The 18,595-nt window shown below is 41.1% G+C and carries 21 protein-coding genes; 18 read left to right on the top strand and 3 right to left on the bottom strand.

The annotated features are described in order from the left end of the window. Nucleotides 1–24: 24 nt before the first annotated feature. Entirely contained in the window at nucleotides 25–603 is a 579-nt protein-coding gene (locus ACHUFA_RS06430) for a LemA family protein (protein WP_222348168.1), read from the top strand. A gap of 140 nt (nucleotides 604–743) precedes the next feature. Here the strand turns inward: ACHUFA_RS06430 and ACHUFA_RS06425 are convergent, their stop codons facing one another. Both ACHUFA_RS06425 and mnmE read right to left on the bottom strand, forming a co-directional pair. Then, nucleotides 744–1,037 carry a hypothetical protein gene (locus tag ACHUFA_RS06425; protein ID WP_222348170.1) on the bottom strand — a complete coding sequence of 98 codons (294 nt, stop codon included), beginning with the start codon at nucleotides 1,035–1,037 and terminating at the stop codon, nucleotides 744–746. Between the two features lie 242 nt (nucleotides 1,038–1,279). Next, nucleotides 1,280–2,656 carry a tRNA uridine-5-carboxymethylaminomethyl(34) synthesis GTPase MnmE gene (mnmE, locus tag ACHUFA_RS06420; protein ID WP_222348172.1) on the bottom strand — a complete coding sequence of 459 codons (1,377 nt, stop codon included), beginning with the start codon at nucleotides 2,654–2,656 and terminating at the stop codon, nucleotides 1,280–1,282. A 212-nt stretch (nucleotides 2,657–2,868) separates the two neighbouring features. Here mnmE and ACHUFA_RS06415 point away from each other — a divergent pair, with 212 nt between their 5' ends. The 8 genes from ACHUFA_RS06415 to ACHUFA_RS06380 all read left to right on the top strand — a co-directional run bounded on the left by ACHUFA_RS06415 (nucleotide 2,869) and on the right by ACHUFA_RS06380 (nucleotide 9,781). Continuing rightward, nucleotides 2,869–3,570: an N-acetylmannosamine-6-phosphate 2-epimerase gene (locus tag ACHUFA_RS06415; RefSeq protein WP_222348173.1), complete on the top strand. Its 702-nt coding sequence runs from the start codon at nucleotides 2,869–2,871 to the stop codon at nucleotides 3,568–3,570. Between the two features lie 99 nt (nucleotides 3,571–3,669). Next, on the top strand, nucleotides 3,670–4,992 hold the full coding sequence (locus tag ACHUFA_RS06410; RefSeq protein WP_394405234.1) for an ABC transporter substrate-binding protein: 1,323 nt from the start codon (nucleotides 3,670–3,672) through the stop codon (nucleotides 4,990–4,992). A gap of 70 nt (nucleotides 4,993–5,062) precedes the next feature. After that, nucleotides 5,063–5,950, top strand: a complete 888-nt coding sequence (locus tag ACHUFA_RS06405) for a carbohydrate ABC transporter permease (RefSeq protein WP_222348177.1) — start codon at nucleotides 5,063–5,065, stop codon at nucleotides 5,948–5,950. Nucleotides 5,951–5,963: 13 nt separating this feature from the next. After that, complete coding sequence (locus ACHUFA_RS06400; RefSeq protein ID WP_222348179.1) at nucleotides 5,964–6,791, top strand: carbohydrate ABC transporter permease; 828 nt, start codon at nucleotides 5,964–5,966, stop codon at nucleotides 6,789–6,791. Nucleotides 6,792–6,810: 19 nt separating this feature from the next. Continuing rightward, on the top strand, nucleotides 6,811–7,263 hold the full coding sequence (locus tag ACHUFA_RS06395) for a NanQ anomerase/TabA/YiaL family protein (protein ID WP_394405233.1): 453 nt from the start codon (nucleotides 6,811–6,813) through the stop codon (nucleotides 7,261–7,263). A gap of 18 nt (nucleotides 7,264–7,281) precedes the next feature. After that, complete coding sequence (locus tag ACHUFA_RS06390; protein ID WP_222348181.1) at nucleotides 7,282–7,947, top strand: YesL family protein; 666 nt, start codon at nucleotides 7,282–7,284, stop codon at nucleotides 7,945–7,947. Nucleotides 7,948–7,949: 2 nt separating this feature from the next. After that, the gene (locus ACHUFA_RS06385) at nucleotides 7,950–8,867 is read left to right on the top strand and encodes a dihydrodipicolinate synthase family protein (protein ID WP_394405232.1); all 918 of its coding nucleotides are present in this window, start codon (nucleotides 7,950–7,952) and stop codon (nucleotides 8,865–8,867) included. 20 nt (nucleotides 8,868–8,887) lie between these two features. Further along, entirely contained in the window at nucleotides 8,888–9,781 is an 894-nt protein-coding gene (locus ACHUFA_RS06380) for an ROK family protein (RefSeq protein ID WP_394405231.1), read from the top strand. A gap of 14 nt (nucleotides 9,782–9,795) precedes the next feature. Here ACHUFA_RS06380 and ACHUFA_RS06375 read toward each other — a convergent pair whose 3' ends face one another. After that, entirely contained in the window at nucleotides 9,796–10,632 is an 837-nt protein-coding gene (locus ACHUFA_RS06375) for a MurR/RpiR family transcriptional regulator (RefSeq protein WP_222348186.1), read from the bottom strand. A gap of 139 nt (nucleotides 10,633–10,771) precedes the next feature. On the opposite strand from ACHUFA_RS06375, the gene rpiA reads away from it, so the two are divergent. From rpiA to hemW, 9 genes are all read left to right on the top strand, one after another. Then, on the top strand, nucleotides 10,772–11,443 hold the full coding sequence (gene rpiA / locus ACHUFA_RS06370) for a ribose-5-phosphate isomerase RpiA (protein ID WP_222348187.1): 672 nt from the start codon (nucleotides 10,772–10,774) through the stop codon (nucleotides 11,441–11,443). Nucleotides 11,444–11,447: 4 nt separating this feature from the next. Further along, nucleotides 11,448–12,692, top strand: a complete 1,245-nt coding sequence (locus tag ACHUFA_RS06365) for a bifunctional folylpolyglutamate synthase/dihydrofolate synthase (protein ID WP_394405230.1) — start codon at nucleotides 11,448–11,450, stop codon at nucleotides 12,690–12,692. Nucleotides 12,693–12,832: 140 nt separating this feature from the next. Further along, nucleotides 12,833–14,044 carry a phosphopentomutase gene (locus tag ACHUFA_RS06360; RefSeq protein ID WP_394405229.1) on the top strand — a complete coding sequence of 404 codons (1,212 nt, stop codon included), beginning with the start codon at nucleotides 12,833–12,835 and terminating at the stop codon, nucleotides 14,042–14,044. Nucleotides 14,045–14,069: 25 nt separating this feature from the next. Next, nucleotides 14,070–14,480 (top strand): arsenate reductase (glutaredoxin), encoded by a 411-nt coding sequence (arsC, locus tag ACHUFA_RS06355; RefSeq protein ID WP_222348193.1) that lies wholly within the window; start codon nucleotides 14,070–14,072, stop codon nucleotides 14,478–14,480. 39 nt (nucleotides 14,481–14,519) lie between these two features. Then, a complete protein-coding gene (locus ACHUFA_RS06350; protein ID WP_394405228.1) occupies nucleotides 14,520–15,329 on the top strand; it encodes a purine-nucleoside phosphorylase in 810 nt (269 codons plus the stop codon). A gap of 184 nt (nucleotides 15,330–15,513) precedes the next feature. Continuing rightward, nucleotides 15,514–16,224 carry a purine-nucleoside phosphorylase gene (deoD, locus tag ACHUFA_RS06345; protein WP_394405227.1) on the top strand — a complete coding sequence of 237 codons (711 nt, stop codon included), beginning with the start codon at nucleotides 15,514–15,516 and terminating at the stop codon, nucleotides 16,222–16,224. A 56-nt stretch (nucleotides 16,225–16,280) separates the two neighbouring features. Then, nucleotides 16,281–16,985 carry a LemA family protein gene (locus ACHUFA_RS06340; RefSeq protein WP_394405226.1) on the top strand — a complete coding sequence of 235 codons (705 nt, stop codon included), beginning with the start codon at nucleotides 16,281–16,283 and terminating at the stop codon, nucleotides 16,983–16,985. Between the two features lie 194 nt (nucleotides 16,986–17,179). Continuing rightward, nucleotides 17,180–17,392 carry a hypothetical protein gene (locus ACHUFA_RS06335; protein WP_222383486.1) on the top strand — a complete coding sequence of 71 codons (213 nt, stop codon included), beginning with the start codon at nucleotides 17,180–17,182 and terminating at the stop codon, nucleotides 17,390–17,392. A 59-nt stretch (nucleotides 17,393–17,451) separates the two neighbouring features. Next, complete coding sequence (hemW, locus tag ACHUFA_RS06330) at nucleotides 17,452–18,585, top strand: radical SAM family heme chaperone HemW (protein ID WP_222348204.1); 1,134 nt, start codon at nucleotides 17,452–17,454, stop codon at nucleotides 18,583–18,585. Nucleotides 18,586–18,595 lie beyond the last annotated feature (10 nt).

Raw genomic sequence — 18,595 nt, 5'->3', positions numbered from 1 at the left:
GAAGCAGTTCAGAAAGGAACTTTTATGAATAAAAAATTATGGTATATTTTAATTCCACTTGCTCTTATCCTTTTCTTAGGAATAGGAGCGGTCGGGCAGTACAATGGTTTGGTAGATAGCCAGACAGAAGTAGAAACAGCTCAAGCAAATGTGGATACGCAATTGCAACGTCGTTATGACTTAATTCCAAATGTGGTTTCAGCAGTCAAGGGAGCTATGGAGCATGAGACAGAAGTCTTCACTGCTATTGCAGATGCACGTGCAAAGATTGGTTCTGCGAGCCGCAATTCAGAAGAATACAAAGAAGCTCAAACCCAGTTGGATTCCGCAGTATCTCGTTTGTTGGTCTTGACGGAAAATTATCCGCAGTTAAATTCCAACCAGCAGGTTTCAGAATTGATTACGGAGCTAGAGGGAACGGAAAATCGTATCCTAGTAGCTCGTAAAGACTACAATACCGTTGCCTCTGTCTACAATAAGAAAATTCGTCGCTTCCCAGCTAGCCTTTACGCAGCAGCCTTCGGTTTTGAGAAAGTTGACTTGTTTGAAGCGACCAAAGATGCAGCAACAACCGTACCAAAAGTTGATTTTGGAAAAGACTAATGATATTTATACAGTGAATTTGTTTTACAAAGAAATAGAAAATCATACAAAAAACACTCAAGATAGTGATAAAAAACTATTCTTGGGTGTTCTTTTTTAACTATTGCAAATGTAAATGGAAAGAATCGAGATACGATTTACTATTGGTAACTTGCGTCAAGCAATTCTTGGAATTGTTGTTCCAATTCTTCTAGTGCTTTGATAGAACGTGCTTGGCGAATCAATTTTACAAAGTGTAAGCCAGCTTTTTTAAATTCTGCACGATTTGAGTGAGCACTATACACTTCAAATTCTACTTTTTCAACAAGTTCATCTTGTTTAGCTTTGATGGCTTTAAAATTAGAATTTTTTCTGACATGAATACGAGACCAATCATAGTTATTGTACGGTGCATTAGCGCTTACGACCGTTGATGATACAGTTACTGCAGTCAATACTGCAAGTGCACATGAAAAATAATTTTTTCATGATTTTCCTCCATATTTTTTTCCTAACTAGATAGGTAACCTTATCATAACATAGTCGTGATGGGTCTTCTATGGATGTTTTTATAAAATATTATATCTCTTTTTTCTTAAAAAGGTAAAGAAAACAGTAAGGGAGCATTTTTGGAAGATAAAAAGAGGCTTGTATCTGTGCAAAACGAGCCTCTTTTAAAGGATATTTATAAAAATGTTTATTTCCCAAGACAGAATTGGCTAAAAAGCTGAGTGATGAGTTCGTCAGGGGCAGCATCACCAGTGATTTCGCCCAGTATTTGCCAGCAACGGGTCATATCTACTTGAAGTAGATCAACAGGCATTCCCATTTCGAGGCCGTCATTGACAGCTTGGAGGGCTTGTACGGCTTGTTCAATTAGAGAAATATGACGCGCGTTAGAAAGATAGGTGGCGTCCTGTTCGACTAAGCCAGCATTTTCAAAGAAGAGTTGATTGATGGCCTCTTCGATTTGGTTGATATTTTGATTTTCCAAGACAGAAATACGAATGACTTCTTCTGGCAGTTCATGCACTTCAATCTTTTCTTCAAGGTCTGTCTTATTGAGGAGGACAATGCGACGTGTCATTTCTGAAATGGCCAAGAGTTGGCGGTCTTGCTCGGTCAAGGGCTCTGCTGCATTGAGAACGAGGAGGACCAAGTCAGCATCGGCTAGGGCTTGACGAGAGCGTTCAACACCGATTTTTTCGACAATATCTTCCGTTTCTCGGATACCAGCCGTGTCGATGAGTTTGAGTGGGAACCCATTAATGTTGACGTATTCTTCGATAATATCGCGCGTGGTTCCTTCGATATCTGTTACAATCGCCTTATCTTCGCGGAGAAGATTGTTAAGAAGGCTTGATTTTCCAACATTTGGACGACCGATGATAGCAGTGGAAATACCTTCGCGGAGGATTTTGCCTCGGCGAGCTGTTCGGAGGAGATTTTCCAAAAGAGTCTGGAATTCCATGGTTTTTTCACGCACAATTTCTGTTGTTGCTTCTTCAACATCGTCGTATTCAGGATAGTCAATATTTACTTCGACTTGGGCCAAGGTATTGAGAATTTCCTGACGGGTATCATTGATGAGTTTGGAGAGAGAGCCATCTAGCTGTTTGACAGCATTGTTCATGGCTTTGTCAGTCTTGGCGCGAATGATGTCCATGACTGCCTCAGCTTGGGTCAAGTCTACACGTCCGTTTAGAAAGGCACGCTTGGTAAATTCCCCTGGTTCAGCCATACGTGCTCCTTGGCGAATGAGGAGTTGCAAGATTTCATTGGTGATCGCAATCCCGCCGTGGGTGTTAATCTCGATGACATCTTCACGTGTAAAGGTTTTTGGTGCCTTCATGACAGATACCATAACCTCATCCAAGATCTCGTTTTTATCTGGGTCAATGATATGACCATAATTGATGGTGTGACTAGGAAGAGAATGGATATCTTTGCCTTTAAAAACCTTGTTTGCGATATCGAATGCTTGGCTACCTGATAGTCGGACAATCCCGATTGCTCCCTCACCAAGCGGAGTTGAAATAGCAGTAATTGTGTCAAATTCTTTTGTAATGCTCATAAGTTTTCCTTTATTTTATCCTCTCCATTGTAGCGCAAAAAAGTCTGGTCTGCAAGATTTTGAGGTTGGTGCTGAAAGTACTTTCAGAGAAATACTTGAAGAAAAGAAATTGTAAAACTAAAATCTAAACGACTGAAAGCTCTTGCAGAAACAGGAGCTTGTATTTATAATAAAAATGTAAACGCTAACAAATACAAAATAAGGAGGAAGAAATGACAAGATGGACCAAAGAAGCACTGATTGAAGCTGTTCAAGGTGGCATCATCGTTTCTTGTCAAGCTTTACCAGGTGAGCCTTTGTATACTGAGGCTGGTGGTGTCATACCACTCCTTGCAAAGGCGGCAGAAGAAGGAGGGGCAGTCGGTATTCGGGCAAATAGTGTTCGAGACATTAAGGAAATTCAAGCTGTGACAGATTTGCCGATTATCGGAATTATTAAGAAAGATTACCCGCCCCAGGAACCTTTTATCACGGCAACAATGACCGAAGTAGACCAGTTGGCACAACTCAAGCCAGCTGTGATTGCCATGGATTGTACCAAACGGGAACGCTATGATGGCTTGGAAATCGCTGACTTTATCAAACAGGTCAAGGAAAAATATCCAGAACAGCTTCTCATGGCGGATATTTCAACATTTGACGAAGGTCTAGCAGCCTTTGAAGCGGGAGTGGATTTTGTAGGACCGACCTTGTCTGGCTATACTTCCTACAGTCCTCAAGTTGACGGACCAGATATTCCTCTGATTGAACGCCTCTGTCAAGCAGGCGTTGACGTCATCGCAGAAGGAAAAATCCACACGCCAGCACAAGCTAAGCAAATTCAAGACATTGGTGTATGCGGAGTTGTCGTCGGTGGCGCTATTACCCGACCAAAAGAAATTACCCAACGTTTTGTGGCTGGGTTGAAGGGGTAAATAAACAGTTTAACTCAAAAAATGGAGGACAATCTATCGAGAAAATTCTAGGAACTATTACATAACGGTCTATAAACATATTATTCAAAGGAGTTTCACATGAAAACGAAAAAACTTGTTTTATCAATGTTGGCAGGTGTGGCAGCCTTGTCTTTGGCAGCTTGTGGTAGCTCATCAAATGCTACTAAAGATAGCAAATCAAGTCCAGCAGATTCTTCTAAGACAGAAATCACTTGGTGGGCATTCCCAGTCTTTACCCAAGAAAATGCGGATGACGGTGTTGGTACCTATGAAAAATCAATCATCGCAGCATTTGAAAAAGCCAATCCAGACATTACTGTAAAACTGGAAACCATAGACTTTACATCAGGTCCTGAAAAAATTACTACTGCCATTGAAGCAGGTACAGCTCCAGACGTTCTTTTTGATGCACCAGGTCGTATTATTCAATATGGTAAAAATGGCAAGTTAGCAGAATTGAATGATCTCTTTACAGATGACTTTGTCAAAGATGTTAACAATGACAATATCATTCAAGCTTCTAAGGCAGGGGACAAAGCCTATATGTATCCAATCAGTTCGGCTCCATTCTACATGGCCTTGAACAAGAAAATGCTGAAAGATGCTGGTGTTCTTGACCTTGTAAAAGAAGGTTGGACAACTGATGATTTTGAAAAAGTGTTGAAAGCTTTGAAGGATAAAGGTTACACACCAGGTTCCCTCTTCTGTAATGGTCAAGGTGGTGACCAAGGTTCACGTGCCTTCTTAGCAAACCTCTATAGTGGCACAATCACAAACGCAGAAGTTACAAAATATACAACTGACGAATCAAACATGGTCAAAGCCTTGGGAAAAGCTGCTGATTGGATTAAAGATGGCATGTTGATGAATGGTTCTCAATTCGATGGTTCTGCTGACATCCAAAACTTTGCAAATGGACAAACTTCATTTACCATTCTTTGGGCTCCTTCATTTATCGGAACTCAAGGACAATTATTGAAAGCGAGTGGAGTGGAAGTTGTTGAAGTACCTTACCCTTCTGATGAAGGCAAACCAGCCCTTGAATATTTGATTAACGGCTTTGCAGTATTTAACAATGGCAAAGAAGAAAAAGTAGCAGCTGCTAAGAAATTTATCCAATTCATCGCAGACGATAAAGAATGGGGTCCAAAAGACGTAGTTCGTACAGGCGCCTTCCCAGTTCGCACTTCATATGGTAAATTGTATGACACTGAACGCATGGAAACAATCAACACTTGGACACAATACTATTCTCCATACTACAATACTGTTGATGGTTTCGCAGAAATGCGTACACTTTGGTTCCCAATGCTTCAATCTGTATCAAATGGTGATGAAAAAGCTGAACCAGCTTTGAAGACCTTTACAGAAAAAGCAAATGAAACCATGAAAGCTAAGTAATCCTATTCCCCCCTTTCTCGGTTCCTAGGGAAAGGGGGCTTTTTCAAAAAAATAAAGCGAGGTGTTCCTTGTGCGCGTAAGCAAGATAAAATTGAGAGAAACACTTGTATCATATGCCTTCTTGGCACCAATCTTACTTTTCTTTACCGTATTTGTCTTAGCTCCTATGATAATGGGATTTATTACTAGCTTTTTCAAATACACGATGACTGAATTTACCTTTATTGGGTTAGATAATTATAGTCGGATGTTTCATGATGAGATTTTCCTTAAATCTTTGAAAAATACGCTGATTATTGTAGTGGGGTCAGTTCCGATTGTTGTCTTTTTCTCACTCTTTGTGGCTTCACAAACGTATGAGAAGAATGTGATTGTTCGTTCCTTTTATCGTTTTGTCTTCTTCCTTCCAGTTGTTACAGGTAGTGTTGCCGTAACAGTTGTTTGGAAATGGATTTACGATCCACTATCAGGTATTTTGAACTTCATTTTGGAGTCTGGTGGTATTATTTCACAAAATATCAGCTGGTTGGGGGATAAACAGTGGGCCTTGATGGCGATTATTCTCATTCTTTTGACGACATCAGTTGGGCAACCGATTATTCTTTATATTGCTGCAATGGGAAATATTGATAATTCCCTCTGTGAAGCAGCGCGCGTGGATGGTGCGACAGAACGTCAAGTATTTTGGAATATTAAGTGGCCAAGTCTTTTGCCTACAACACTTTATATTGCTATTATCACTACCATAAATTCTTTCCAATGTTTTGCCCTTATTCAGCTCTTAACTTCTGGTGGGCCAAACTACTCAACCAGTACCCTCATGTACTACCTTTATGAAAAAGCCTTTAAGTTGTCAGAATACGGCTATGCCAATACTATGGGTGTCTTCCTAGCAGTATTGATTGCCATTATTAGTTTTGCCCAATTCAAGATTTTGGGTAATGATGTTGAATACTAGAAAGGAGCTCGATATGAAGAAAAAAACTTCACTTTTTGATATTGTTTCTTTGATAATTTTGGCTCTTTTGACAGTTTTCTTTATTTTCCCATTTTATTGGATTTTGACGGGGGCTTTTAAGGCACAGCCAGCGACCATTGTCATTCCACCACAATGGTGGCCAGCCCAGCCAACCATGGAAAATTTTGAAAAACTAATTGTACAAAATCCTGCCTGGCAGTGGTTGTGGAATAGTGTCTTCATTTCCTTAGTAACCATGATTTTGGTCTGTGTGACTTCAGCTTTAGCTGGATATGTCTTGGCTAAAAAACGTTTCTACGGTCAAAAACTTCTCTTTTCACTTTTCATTGCAGCTATGGCCTTGCCTAAACAAGTTGTCTTGGTTCCCTTGGTTCGTATTGTGAATTTCATGGGCATTCACGATACACTGGCAGCGGTTATCCTACCATTAGTTGGTTGGCCGTTCGGTGTCTTTCTCATGAAACAGTTTAGTGAAAATATCCCAACTGAGCTCTTGGAATCAGCAAAAATTGATGGTTGTGGTGAATTGAGAACCTTTGTCAGTGTTGCTTTTCCAATTGTTAAACCAGGGTTCGCAGCTCTAGCAATCTTTACCTTTATCAACACTTGGAATGATTACTTTATGCAGTTGGTTATGTTGACTTCACGTCAAAATCTGACTATTTCGCTCGGTGTGGCAACGATGCAGGCTGAAATGGCGACCAACTATGGTTTGATTATGGCGGGTGCAGCTCTGGCAGCAGTGCCAATCGTGACTGTATTCCTTATCTTCCAAAAATCATTTACACAAGGTATTACCATGGGAGCGGTTAAAGGATAGGAAGAGAGAGGAACAGTTTATGATATTTGATAATTTAGAAAATCTGAAGATGTATAAGGGGCTTCATCCTGATTTAGATACAGCTATTGATTATATTGATAACAATGACTTATCGCTTTTAGATTTTGGTAGCTATCAAGTAGACAGAGATAAAGTTTTCTTCTTTGTACAAAAAAATGTCACTAATACAGAAGTTTCCCATGAATTTGAATACCACGAATCTTATTTGGATCTGCATTTTTTACGGAAGGGAAAAGAGCTTGTCAAATTTGGTATTGGCTTTGAAGAACAGTGCCAAGCTTATGATGGAGATAGGGACTTTGCATCAGCTACTTGCGAATATGCAGTAGATTTTGAATTGGACTCAGAGCATTTTGCCCTCTTTATGCCAGGGGAATTGCATCAACCAAATCTGCGTTTGGATGGTTATGAAAATGTAGAAAAGTGTGTCTTTAAGGTATTATTAGACTAGTCTTGATTGGAGGAAACGATGAAAGTGAAAATAGATAAAATGTTCAAAAAAATATTTTCTGTTGACAATCGCTTTATGCGTTTTTGTGAACGAATATTAGACCTTCTTGTTCTGAATCTTCTTTTCATTTTTACTTGTCTTCCACTTGTGACGATCGGTATTGCTAAGATGAGTCTGTATCAGGTCTTATTAACTCTGAGAGAAGAACAGCATGTGGCAGTGTTGCCGAGTTATATTACAGCAGTTCGAGCCAATAGCAAGCGCGGCTTACTCTTGGGGTTAGGAGAAGTGACGGTCATCTTGGTTTGTCTCCTGGATATGAGGATTTTGGGGCAACTAGGCAACGGACTTGGTCAGGTCTTGCGTTTAGTATGTATTGCCATGCTATTCTTGCTATTGATGACTTCCTTTTACCTTTATCCTCTAGCGCTACGAGACCAGTCACCTTATTTCGTTTTAATAAAGAAAGCCTTTTTGCTAACTTGTCTGAATTTCCCCTGGTCTTTTCTCATGGTGGGAATACTCGGCTTAATTTATTTGATTTTATACAGTTCATTGCTGACATTTCTTTTGGGAATGAGTATCTTAATTCTCATTGGATTTGCAGCCTTGGGCTATGCCTATATGTCTTTCATGGAAAGATTAGTTGAAAAATATTTGACTTTAGGATTTAGAATGGAGTAACAATGAAAAATTTATCTAAATACCACGGCGTATTACCAGCTTTCTACGCTTGTTATGATGAAGCTGGTGAGATTAGTCGCCAAGGTGTTCGTACCTTGACCCAATATTTTATTGATAAGGGGGTACAGGGGCTTTATGTAAATGGTTCTTCTGGGGAGTGTATCTACCAAAGTGTGGAAGATCGTAAGATTGTTTTGGAAGAAGTGATGACACTTGCCAAGGGGAAATTAACTATTATTGCTCACGTGGCTTGCAACAATACTAAGTATAGTATTGAATTGGCCAAGCATGCAGAAAGTTTAGGTGTAGATGCCATTGCTGCCATTCCGCCGATTTATTTTCGCCTGCCCGAGCATGCCATTGCAGCCTATTGGAATGCGATTTCAGAAGCAGCGCCAAATACAGACTTTGTCATTTACAATATTCCTCAGTTGGCTGGAGTTGCCCTAACCCCTAGTTTGTATAAAGAAATATTGAAAAATCCACGCGTTATCGGTGTGAAAAATTCATCTATGCCTGTGCAAGATATTCAAACTTTTGCCAGCATCGGTGGTCCAGACCATCTAGTCTTTAATGGGCCAGATGAACAATTCTTGGGTGGTCGTCTTATGGGTGCTCAAGCAGGTATTGGTGGTACTTATGGTGCTATGCCAGAGCTTTTCCTCATGTTAAACAAACTCATTGCCGATAAGGACTTGGATAAGGCGCGTGAATTGCAATTTGCGATTAATGATATTATCGCGGTCTTAGTGAGTGGTCATGGCAATATGTACGGCATTATTAAAGCTGTTCTCAAAACAAATGAAGGCTTGGAACTTGGAGGCGTTCGTTCTCCATTAGCGAATCTGATTGACGCGGATCAGGAGATTGTCGAAAAGGCAGCAGCTATGATTCGTCAAGCAAAGGAAACTTTCTGTTAAGTTAGAAAGTGAGGTGTATCATGAAAGTTTACGTCGCAATTGATATCGGCGGTACCAGTATAAAATACGGCCTCATAGATGAAGAAGAAAATCTCGTGGAGGGACATGAAACGCCAACTCAGGCTTACTTGGGTGGTCCTCATATTCTCGAAAAGGTAGCGAGCATTGTTGACTCTTATAGGAAAGTCCATGAAGTTTTGGGGATTTGTATCTCTTCAGCGGGGATGGTAGATCCTGATAAGGGAGAAATTTTCTATGCTGGACCCCAAATTCCAAATTATGCAGGAACTCGTTTCAAGCATGATTTGGAGGAACGTTTTGATTTGCCTTGCGAGATTGAAAATGATGTGAATTGTGCTGGTTTAGCAGAAGTGATGTCAGGAAATGCTATGGGGGCTAAGATCGCAGTGTGTTTGACAGTTGGAACTGGTATAGGTGGCTGTCTGGTCATTGATAAGCAGGTGTTCCATGGTTTTAGCAATTCAGCTTGCGAGGTGGGGTATATGCATTTGCCAGGAGGAGCTTTCCAAGATTTGGCGTCCACATCAGCCTTGGTGAAATACGTTGCAGACAGACATGGGCAAAGTTTGGAACATTGGAATGGCAAGCGCATTTTCCGTGAAGCAACGGAAGGTAATCCTTACTGCATTGAAGGGATTGACCGCATGGTGGATTATTTGGCACAAGGAATTGCCAATATCTGCTATGTAACCAATCCGCAGAAAGTGGTTCTGGGTGGCGGAATTATGGCACAAGAAGCCCTTCTCAAACCCAAAATTCAAGTAGCTGTCAACAAGTATCTGGTATCTAGCCTAGCTGATAAGACAGAACTTACCTTTGCACATCATCGCAATACAGCAGGCATGTTTGGAGCGTATTACCATTTCAAAATGCAGCAGAAAAATAGAAAATGAAGTCCAAATGGGCTTCATTTTCTTGTACGTTTATAGGGTTTGGTCCAGTAGCTATTGAAAATTTCCTCCTTGCGAGGGCGGTCGATTTCACGGAAGTGAGCATAGAGGATATCCAGTAGGATCAGCATAGGGAATTGTGGGGAAATACGATTTCCGTAATTCAGATGGTGAACAGAAGCCAGTTTGACATTTTCTGTTAAAGATTTAGTTTCAAGTGGAGGAGCAGTAGTTAGCAAAACAGTTTTTGCTCTCATCTCTTGGGCAGAAAGGAGGCTATCAATGACGGACTTTGTTTCTCCTGAAAGGGAAAATCCGATGACTAAACACCTCTCATCCAAAATGCTAATGGTCCATGAAAAACTATCTTGATCTGTCAAGGCTTCGCAAACCACCCCTAGTCGCATGAGGCGGAGCTTGAATTCGCGGGCAACGAGACCAGATGATCCAAGACCGAAGAAATAAACTCGTTCGGCGTCTTCCACCATATTGGCAATACGCTGGATTTGATCTTCATCAATCATCTCTTGGGTTTGCGCAATCAGTTCTTCATAATCATAGAAAACGCGACGAGTCAGCTCTTTTTCCATTTGCAGAAGAGAAGTTTTGGCCAAGTCTTCCAATTCTTTTTGGTACTGAAAAAGAAAGGCGCGGTAGCCTGAAAAATCACATTTTTTAGCAAAGCGAGTAAGAGCAGCTTGGGAAATGTGCAAGCGCTCCGCAACAGCCTGTGAGGACAGATCCTTGTCCGATTTGCCCGCTTCTAAAAAATAATCTGCAATACTGGTTTCCAAATCTGTGAAATATTCTTTTTGTCGGTTGATAGTAGAGAAAATACTCTGTGAAAAATTCATTGGTATGCCCTTTTTTCTAGTTTACAAGCAGATTATACCACAAGTTGAGAAAACTTGTAACCGTTTTATTGTCCCGTGGAAATCAATTCAAATTTGTGGTAGAATAAACCTAGCCAAAACAAAAGGAGAATAGAATCTAATGTCAAACTTGAAACAACAAGTCGGAATCAAAGCAGCTGAATTTGTCACAGACGGTATGATTGTTGGTTTGGGAACAGGCTCAACCGCCTACTATTTTGTAGAAGAAATTGGTCGTCGTATCAAGGAAGAAGGCTTGCAAATTACAGCAGTAACGACATCTCATGCAACCTATGCCCAAGCAGAAGGTCTAGGAATTCCGCTGAAAGCCATTGACGAGGTGGAGTTAGTTGACTTGACAGTAGACGGTGCAGATGAAGTGGATGGTCACTTCAATGGTATCAAGGGTGGTGGAGCAGCCCTCCTGATGGAAAAAATTGTAGCCGTTAACAGCAAAGACTGTATCTGGATTGTCGATGAATCCAAGGTTGTAGAAACGCTGGGGACTTTCAAACTGCCAGTTGAAGTGGTACAGTACGGTGCTGCAAATCTTTTCCGCAAGTTTGAAGCCAAAGGCTACAACCCAAGCTTCCGTGAAAAAGATGGACAACGTCTGATCACAGATATGAAGAACTATATCATTGACTTAGATTTGAAAAAAATTGCTGACGCGGAAGCCTTGGCAACAGAATTGGACCACACAGTAGGTGTTGTAGAGCACGGTCTCTTCATTGGATTGATTTCAAAAGTGATTGTCGGCTATCCTGATGGACCAAAGATTTTAGAAAAATAAGCAAATGAACTATCAAGAAAGTTTGGCCTGGATTCACAGTAAATTAAAATTTGGCATGAAGCCGGGTTTGAAGCGGATTAACTGGCTCTTGCAAGAGCTCGGCAATCCTCAAGACCGTATCAAGGCTGTTCATATCGTGGGGACAAATGGTAAAGGCTCTACAGTGGCTAATTTGCAGCATATTCTAACAGCAAGTGGCTACAAAGTGGGAAGTTTTACCTCTCCCTATATTGTCGAATTTCGTGAACGGATTTCTGTTGACGGGCAGATGATTTCAGAGGAAGAGTTGATTGGCCTGGTTGACCGCTTGTATCCTATCGTAGAGCGATTGCCTCTGGAAACTGGACTAGATCCAGCTACTGAGTTTGAGATTATCACCGCCATGATGTTTCTCTATTTTGCGGAAATTCAGCCAGTTGACATCGTTTTGGTGGAAGCAGGACTGGGAGGTCGCTTAGACTCGACCAATGTTTTTCAGCCCCTAGTCGTAGTTTGTCCTTCCATTGGACTTGATCATCAAAATATCTTGGGAGACAGCTACACAGAGATTGCCCGTGAAAAAGCTGCGGTCATCAAAAATGGTGCGCCTTTTATCTTTGCGACAGAGCGGGAAGATGTTGGTCAAGTATTCTTGGAAAAATGCCAGGAAACAGGCAGTGCCATTTATCAGCTATACAAGGATTTTTCTCTAGTTGATCAGACGTATGAAGAGGAAGAACAAGTCCTTTTGACGGATGTCCGTCTTGGGCTTCCGGGACATCATCAGGTGGAAAATGCTGCGCTAGCTATTCGCGTCAGCCGATTATTAGCCGAGAAAGGCTATGAGAAGATTAGCTCAGCCACCATCAAAGAAGGCTTGGCTACCAGTCGCTGGGTGGGACGGACGGAATTGCTCGCTCACAATCTGATGATTGATGGTGCTCATAATAATGAGTCCATTCAGGCACTCTGTGATTTGTTAAAAGCAGACTATGCGGATAAGAAGCTGAAAATCTTGTTTGCTGCGATTGATACTAAGCCGACAGACCAGATGATTGCTCAGTTGGAGCAGGTTGGGCAGGTGACAGTGACGAGCTTTGACTATCCCAATGCAGTGCCCCTAGAAAAATATCCTACTCACGTCGGCCGTGTGGCGGATTTCCATCAGTGGTTAGACCAAGTACAGTCTCTTGCGGACAATGAGTTTGCCATTGTCACAGGCTCGCTCTATTTTATCTCGCAAGTTAGGGCTTATCTGCTTCATGCATAGAAAAAGAAAGAGTGGTAGATATTGTCAGCCACTTTTTAAAATCACCTAAAATTTAATTTATGAAAATGCTACCAATTCAGTCCTGCGTATTGTTCGGATTTATGGTATAATGAAAGTAATTTCACTCAAAGGAGAAGAAAATGTCAACTTTTGATCGTATTCACTTGGTTGTCTTGGATTCAGTCGGAATCGGTGCTGCGCCAGACGCTAATAACTTTGTCAATGCTGGGGTGCCAGATGGAGCTTCAGATACACTAGGCCACATTTCGAAAACAGTCGGTCTTGAAGTGCCAAACATGGCTAAACTTGGTCTTGGAAATATTCCTCGTCCCCAAGCTCTTCAAACCGTTCCAGCCGAGGAAAATCCGACTGGTTACGTGACAAAATTAGAAGAAGTATCATTGGGTAAAGACACCATGACTGGTCACTGGGAAATCATGGGTCTCAATATTACTGAGCCATTTGATACTTTCTGGAATGGATTTCCAGAAGAAATTTTGACTCAAATCGAAAAATTTTCAGGTCGGAAAGTCATTCGTGAAGCCAACAAACCTTACTCAGGAACAGCTGTTATTGATGATTTCGGTCCTCGGCAAATGGAAACAGGCGAGTTGATTATCTATACATCTGCTGACCCTGTTCTGCAAATTGCAGCTCATGAAGAGATTATTCCGCTTGAAGAGCTCTATCGTATTTGTGAGTTTGCGCGCTCCATCACTTTGGAACGTCCAGCTTTACTTGGTCGTATCATTGCGCGTCCGTATGTTGGTACTCCAGGCAATTTCACTCGTACATCAAACCGTCATGACTATGCTGTGTCACCTTTTGAAGACACAGTTCTCAACAAATTGGACCAAGTTGGTATTGATACTTATGCGGTTGGTAAGATCAATGATATTTTCAATGGTTCAGGTATCAACCATGACATGGGACACAATAAAAATAACAACCACGGTGTGGATACACTCTTGAAAACAATGGGACTTGCTGAGTTTGAAAAAGGCTTATCATTTACGAACTTGGTAGACTTTGATGCTAACTTTGGTCACCGTCGTGATGCCCATGGTTACCGTGATTGTTTGCACGAATTTGACAACCGTTTGCCTGAAATTATTGCAGCTATGCGTGAAAATGACTTGCTTTTGATTACAGCTGATCACGGAAATGACCCAACATATGCTGGTACAGACCATACTCGTGAATACATTCCGCTCTTGGCTTACAGCCCAGCCTTCACAGGAAATGGTGTTATTCCACAAGGACATTTTGCAGATATTTCAGCCACTATTGCTGAGAACTTTGGTGTGGACACAGCCATGATTGGTGAGTCATTCTTGAACCAACTACAATAAAATCCGTTTGATAGGAGAGAACCAATTGGAAAAAGTCACTATCTATCACAATCCCAACTGTGGTACATCGCGTAATGTTTTAGCCTTACTTCAAGCATGTGGGCTGGAGGTTGAGGTTATTAACTATTTAGAAACGCCTCCGACAGAAGAAAAACTTAAGGAGTTGCTAGCTCAAATGGAAATAACCGCCAGAGAGTTACTACGTACGAATGTACCACCTTATGAAACCTTAGGTTTATCAGATGAATTAAAGGAAGATGCTATTATTTCCGCCATGATGACAGAGCCGATTTTAATCAATCGTCCCATTGTTGTCACTAGTAAGGGAGTAAAACTTTGTCGTCCATCCGAGGCCGTTCTAGAGATTTTACCTGTACAAATGATGGAAGATTTTGTGAAAGAAGATGGTGAAGTCATTTCAAAACCAGCCTATTGACAGACATTATACATTATAGTAAAAAAGGATATACATAACATGACACTTTTAGAAAAAATTTATGAAACACGTGATTTCTTGCAAGTAAAAGGCATTACGGAGCCAGAATTTGGTTTGATTTTGGGGTCAGGCCTTGGTGAATTAGCCGAAGAAATCGAAAATGCTATCGTGGTTGACTATGCCGATATTCCAAACTGGGGCCGTTCAACAGTTGTTGGGCATGCTGGTAAGTTGGTTTATGGTGACTTGGCTGGTCGCAAGGTATTGGCTCTTCAAGGGCGTTTCCATTTCTACGAAGGAAATCCGATGGAAGTTGTAACCTTCCCAGTTCGCATTATGAAAGCACTTGGCTGCCACAGTGTACTTGTAACCAACGCGGCTGGTGGTATCGGCTACGGTCCGGGTACCCTTATGCTCATCAATGACCACATCAACATGACAGGCACCAATCCACTGATCGGTGAAAACTTGGAAGAATTTGGTCCACGTTTCCCAGATATGTCGAAAGCCTATACACCCGAGTACCGTCAAGTTGCCCATGAAGTAGCAGACAAACTCGGTATCAAACTTAGCGACGGTGTCTACCTTGGCTGTTCAGGTCCAACCTATGAAACACCTGCTGAAATTCGTGCCTTCCAAACGCTTGGTGCGGATGCCGTTGGTATGTCAACAGTACCAGAAGTCATCATTGCAGCACATTCTGGCTTGAAAGTGCTTGGTATTTCAGCTATTACCAACCATGCAGCTGGTTTCCAAGAAGAACTCAACCACGAAGAAGTAGTTGAAGTAACTCAACGAATCAAGGAAGATTTCAAAGTTTTAGTAAAAGCTATTCTTGCTGGTTTGTAAGATAAGGAAAACTATGAAACCAAAACAAATGCATTATTTAGCAGCTTTTTTGTTTTTTCTTGCTACTATGTTAATGTTTTTTGCAAAATCAAAACCAATGTGTTTTTCTATGTTAACGCTCGCTTTTGTAAATTTAACGTTGGCTTTACAAAAAAGTTAAGAAAAATTAAAATAAGGAGAATTTATGTCAATTCATATTGAAGCAAAACAAGGTCAAATTGCAGATAAAATCTTGCTTCCAGGAGACCCACTCCGTGCAAAATTTATCGCAGAAAACTTTTTAGAAGATGCAGAGTGCTTTAACACTGTTCGTAACATGTTCGGCTATACTGGTACCTACAAAGGTCACCGTGTATCTGTTATGGGAACTGGTATGGGGATGCCTTCTATCTCAATTTATGCGCGTGAGCTCATCGTTGATTACGGTGTGAAAAAACTCATCCGTGTAGGTACAGCTGGTTCCATCAATCCAGATGTCCATGTCCGTGAATTGGTTCTTGCTCAAGCAGCAGCAACCAACTCAAACATTATTCGTAATGATTGGCCAGAATACGACTTGCCACAGATTGCAGACTTTGCTCTACTTGACAAGGCCTATCATATCGCCAAAGAATTGGGGATGACAACCCACGTCGGAAACGTCCTTTCTTCAGACGTCTTCTATTCAAATATGGCTGGCCGCAACATCGCTCTTGGTAAATTGGGGGTTCACGCTATTGAAATGGAAGCTGCTGCATTGTACTATTTGGCAGCCCAACACGGTGTACAAGCTCTTGGAATCATGACTATCTCAGATAGCTTGGTTAATCCAGAAGAAGATACAACGGCAGAAGAACGCCAAAATACCTTTACAGATATGATGAAGGTTGGTCTTGAAACATTGATTGCGGAGTAGAAATCACCTAAATGATAAAAAATTTATTTAAAGTAATCGGTAGCTTAATCGGTTTGATGATTTTAGCTACTCTTCTGTGGTCGTTCATTTTTTCAATGACGACTACACCAGAAGATGCAGAGATGACAGTTGAGCCTTTCAAAGGAGCGATATTCTATTGTGCTTTGGCAACGGCGATTGTCGTCTACATCATCTTGAATTATCAGCATGCTGTTCGTTTAAACTCAGCGATAGACTCTTGTGCGAGCAATATTAAGATTACAGCTGAGCGCAATAAGCAATTATTGGACAAGGCAAATAAATTTGTAGATAAACATTTGAGTTTAGAAAAAGAATCTGTTTTGGAAGTTCAAAAAAATGCTGTGCTACGTGAAAGTAGTAAATCAACTGAACGTGAAACGAATCGAGAAGATAGTACAGATGAAAAATTCTTTAAAAATAAAGGACGCAGAGATCAGCTTTCTAAGGGGGATGACAAGCATAAATCCGTAGAATCTTCCAAGGAATTCGCTCAAATTCTTCATGATATTCCAGAATACAATATGAACAAACATGTGAATCGATTGTTCGAGGAAATATTGAAGAGTGAGGAAGATTTGGCTGCTTATCGTCAACATTATAACTATCTTGTAGAGCAGTTTAATGGGATGATTAAACAGTTTCCACTTAGCTTAATCCGTCGATTGACATCATTAAAAGCACGTGAATATTACAAAATAGATATAGATGAAGAATTTTCAGACCAATTATTAGGTTTGTAAACCAAACAGCAACCGATGCATCATCATGCTTAGTGTCTCAGGAAAGCCAGCCAGTAGGCTAGGAAAACCGATCTATGGGTATACAAGTGCCTAGTCATTGTCTACATGGCTAAGGTAGGTTTCTTCTCTAGTATCCCTACAATAGGCGGTACAATGAGAATATTTAGCATTTAGAAAAATAGGAGGAATAGGCTATGTTTGCAGTATCACCCATTATTCTAAGATTATTGATAGCATTGGTCTACATTATCTGTGTGGTGGTGAGTGGTTACGGTTTATATAGAGGTATTCGTGCCTCTAGGGCGAGTACTGGCTTGAAAATGGCTCTCTTGCTCCTTTACCTAGTTACTCTCGTTTTACTGACTTATTTTACCCTATTCGCCTTGTTTTTAGGCTATAACTCTTGATGAGGCTGGCGCGTGCCAGCCTTTTTCTATTTCTCCTGAATTTGTGCTATACTAAGCTTATGCAAAAAAGACCGACATCCGCTTATATTCATATCCCATTTTGTACTCAGATTTGTTACTATTGTGATTTTTCTAAGGTATTTATCAAAAATCAGCCGGTAGATGATTATCTAGCTGCCCTCATGGAAGAGGTTAAGTTTTATGATTTACCAGCTTTGAAAACTCTCTATATCGGTGGAGGTACGCCGTCTGCGCTTTCTGCTGAACAGCTAAACTATCTCTTGACCAATTTGGAAAAGATTTTGGATTTATCGCAAATTGAAGAGTTTACCATTGAAGCCAATCCTGGTGATTTGACGCCTGAGAAAATCGCTGTGCTGAAAACCTCTAAGTGTAACCGAGTATCCTTGGGCGTACAGACATTTGATGACCGTATGTTGAAAAAAATCGGTCGCAGTCACAATCAGGATCAGATTTACGAGACAATTTCAGAGCTGAAAAAAGCTGATTTTCATAATATTTCCATTGATCTCATTTATGCCCTACCTGGTCAGACCATGGAGCAGGTGGTGGAAAATGTTGCTAAGGCATTGGAACTGGATATTCCTCATATGAGCCTCTACAGCTTGATTCTGGAAAATCATACGGTTTTCATGAATCGTCAGCGCCGTGGCAGTCTTCATCTGCCCAACGAAGATGTGGAGTCAGACATGTTTGACTATATCTTGCAAGAGTTGGAGAAAAATGGCTTTGAGCACTATGAAATTTCCAACTTTACCAAGCCAGGTTTTGAAAGCCGCCACAATCTCATGTACTGGGACAATGCTGAATACTATGGTCTAGGGGCAGGTGCTTCGGGCTATCTCAATGGGATGCGTTACCGTAACCGTGGTCCGATTCAGCACTATCTCAAGTCTATCGCTGAAAAAGGACATGCTCGACTGCACGAGGAAATCTTGTCCAAAGAAGAGCAGATGGAAGAAGAAATGTTTCTCGGCTTGCGCAAGAAGTCAGGTGTGTCCATGCAGAGCTTCAAGGAGAAATTCCAAGTGGACTTTCAAGAGCGTTATGGGACGATTCTGGCTGACTTGGTCGCGCAGGGCTTGCTACAAGTAGAAGGTGATCAGGTTCGTATGACCAAGAAGGGACTTTTCTTGGGAGACACCGTTGCAGAGCGCTTTATAATTGATTAGAAGGAGAAAT

This window comes from Streptococcus hepaticus (assembly GCF_043656315.1).
GTDB classification, from domain to species: Bacteria; Bacillota; Bacilli; order Lactobacillales; family Streptococcaceae; genus Streptococcus; species Streptococcus hepaticus.
This window is presented reverse-complemented; position numbering and strand designations above follow the sequence as displayed.

Excerpts from the sequence above, each read along its gene's own strand:
- ACHUFA_RS06400 (WP_222348179.1), top strand. The coding sequence starts at position 5,964 with ATGAAGAAAAAAACTTCACTTTTTGATATTGTTTCTTTGATAATTTTG.
- ACHUFA_RS06365 (WP_394405230.1), top strand. The coding sequence starts at position 11,448 with ATGAACTATCAAGAAAGTTTGGCCTGGATTCACAGTAAATTAAAATTT.
- mnmE (WP_222348172.1), bottom strand. The coding sequence starts at position 2,656 with ATGAGCATTACAAAAGAATTTGACACAATTACTGCTATTTCAACTCCG.
- ACHUFA_RS06410 (WP_394405234.1), top strand. The coding sequence starts at position 3,670 with ATGAAAACGAAAAAACTTGTTTTATCAATGTTGGCAGGTGTGGCAGCC.
- ACHUFA_RS06360 (WP_394405229.1), top strand. The coding sequence starts at position 12,833 with ATGTCAACTTTTGATCGTATTCACTTGGTTGTCTTGGATTCAGTCGGA.
- ACHUFA_RS06340 (WP_394405226.1), top strand. The coding sequence starts at position 16,281 with ATGATTTTAGCTACTCTTCTGTGGTCGTTCATTTTTTCAATGACGACT.
- ACHUFA_RS06390 (WP_222348181.1), top strand. The coding sequence starts at position 7,282 with ATGAAAGTGAAAATAGATAAAATGTTCAAAAAAATATTTTCTGTTGAC.
- ACHUFA_RS06395 (WP_394405233.1), top strand. The coding sequence starts at position 6,811 with ATGATATTTGATAATTTAGAAAATCTGAAGATGTATAAGGGGCTTCAT.
- ACHUFA_RS06350 (WP_394405228.1), top strand. The coding sequence starts at position 14,520 with ATGACACTTTTAGAAAAAATTTATGAAACACGTGATTTCTTGCAAGTA.
- ACHUFA_RS06380 (WP_394405231.1), top strand. The coding sequence starts at position 8,888 with ATGAAAGTTTACGTCGCAATTGATATCGGCGGTACCAGTATAAAATAC.
- deoD (WP_394405227.1), top strand. The coding sequence starts at position 15,514 with ATGTCAATTCATATTGAAGCAAAACAAGGTCAAATTGCAGATAAAATC.
- ACHUFA_RS06430 (WP_222348168.1), top strand. The coding sequence starts at position 25 with ATGAATAAAAAATTATGGTATATTTTAATTCCACTTGCTCTTATCCTT.
- rpiA (WP_222348187.1), top strand. The coding sequence starts at position 10,772 with ATGTCAAACTTGAAACAACAAGTCGGAATCAAAGCAGCTGAATTTGTC.
- ACHUFA_RS06415 (WP_222348173.1), top strand. The coding sequence starts at position 2,869 with ATGACAAGATGGACCAAAGAAGCACTGATTGAAGCTGTTCAAGGTGGC.
- ACHUFA_RS06375 (WP_222348186.1), bottom strand. The coding sequence starts at position 10,632 with ATGAATTTTTCACAGAGTATTTTCTCTACTATCAACCGACAAAAAGAA.
- ACHUFA_RS06335 (WP_222383486.1), top strand. The coding sequence starts at position 17,180 with ATGTTTGCAGTATCACCCATTATTCTAAGATTATTGATAGCATTGGTC.
- ACHUFA_RS06385 (WP_394405232.1), top strand. The coding sequence starts at position 7,950 with ATGAAAAATTTATCTAAATACCACGGCGTATTACCAGCTTTCTACGCT.
- hemW (WP_222348204.1), top strand. The coding sequence starts at position 17,452 with ATGCAAAAAAGACCGACATCCGCTTATATTCATATCCCATTTTGTACT.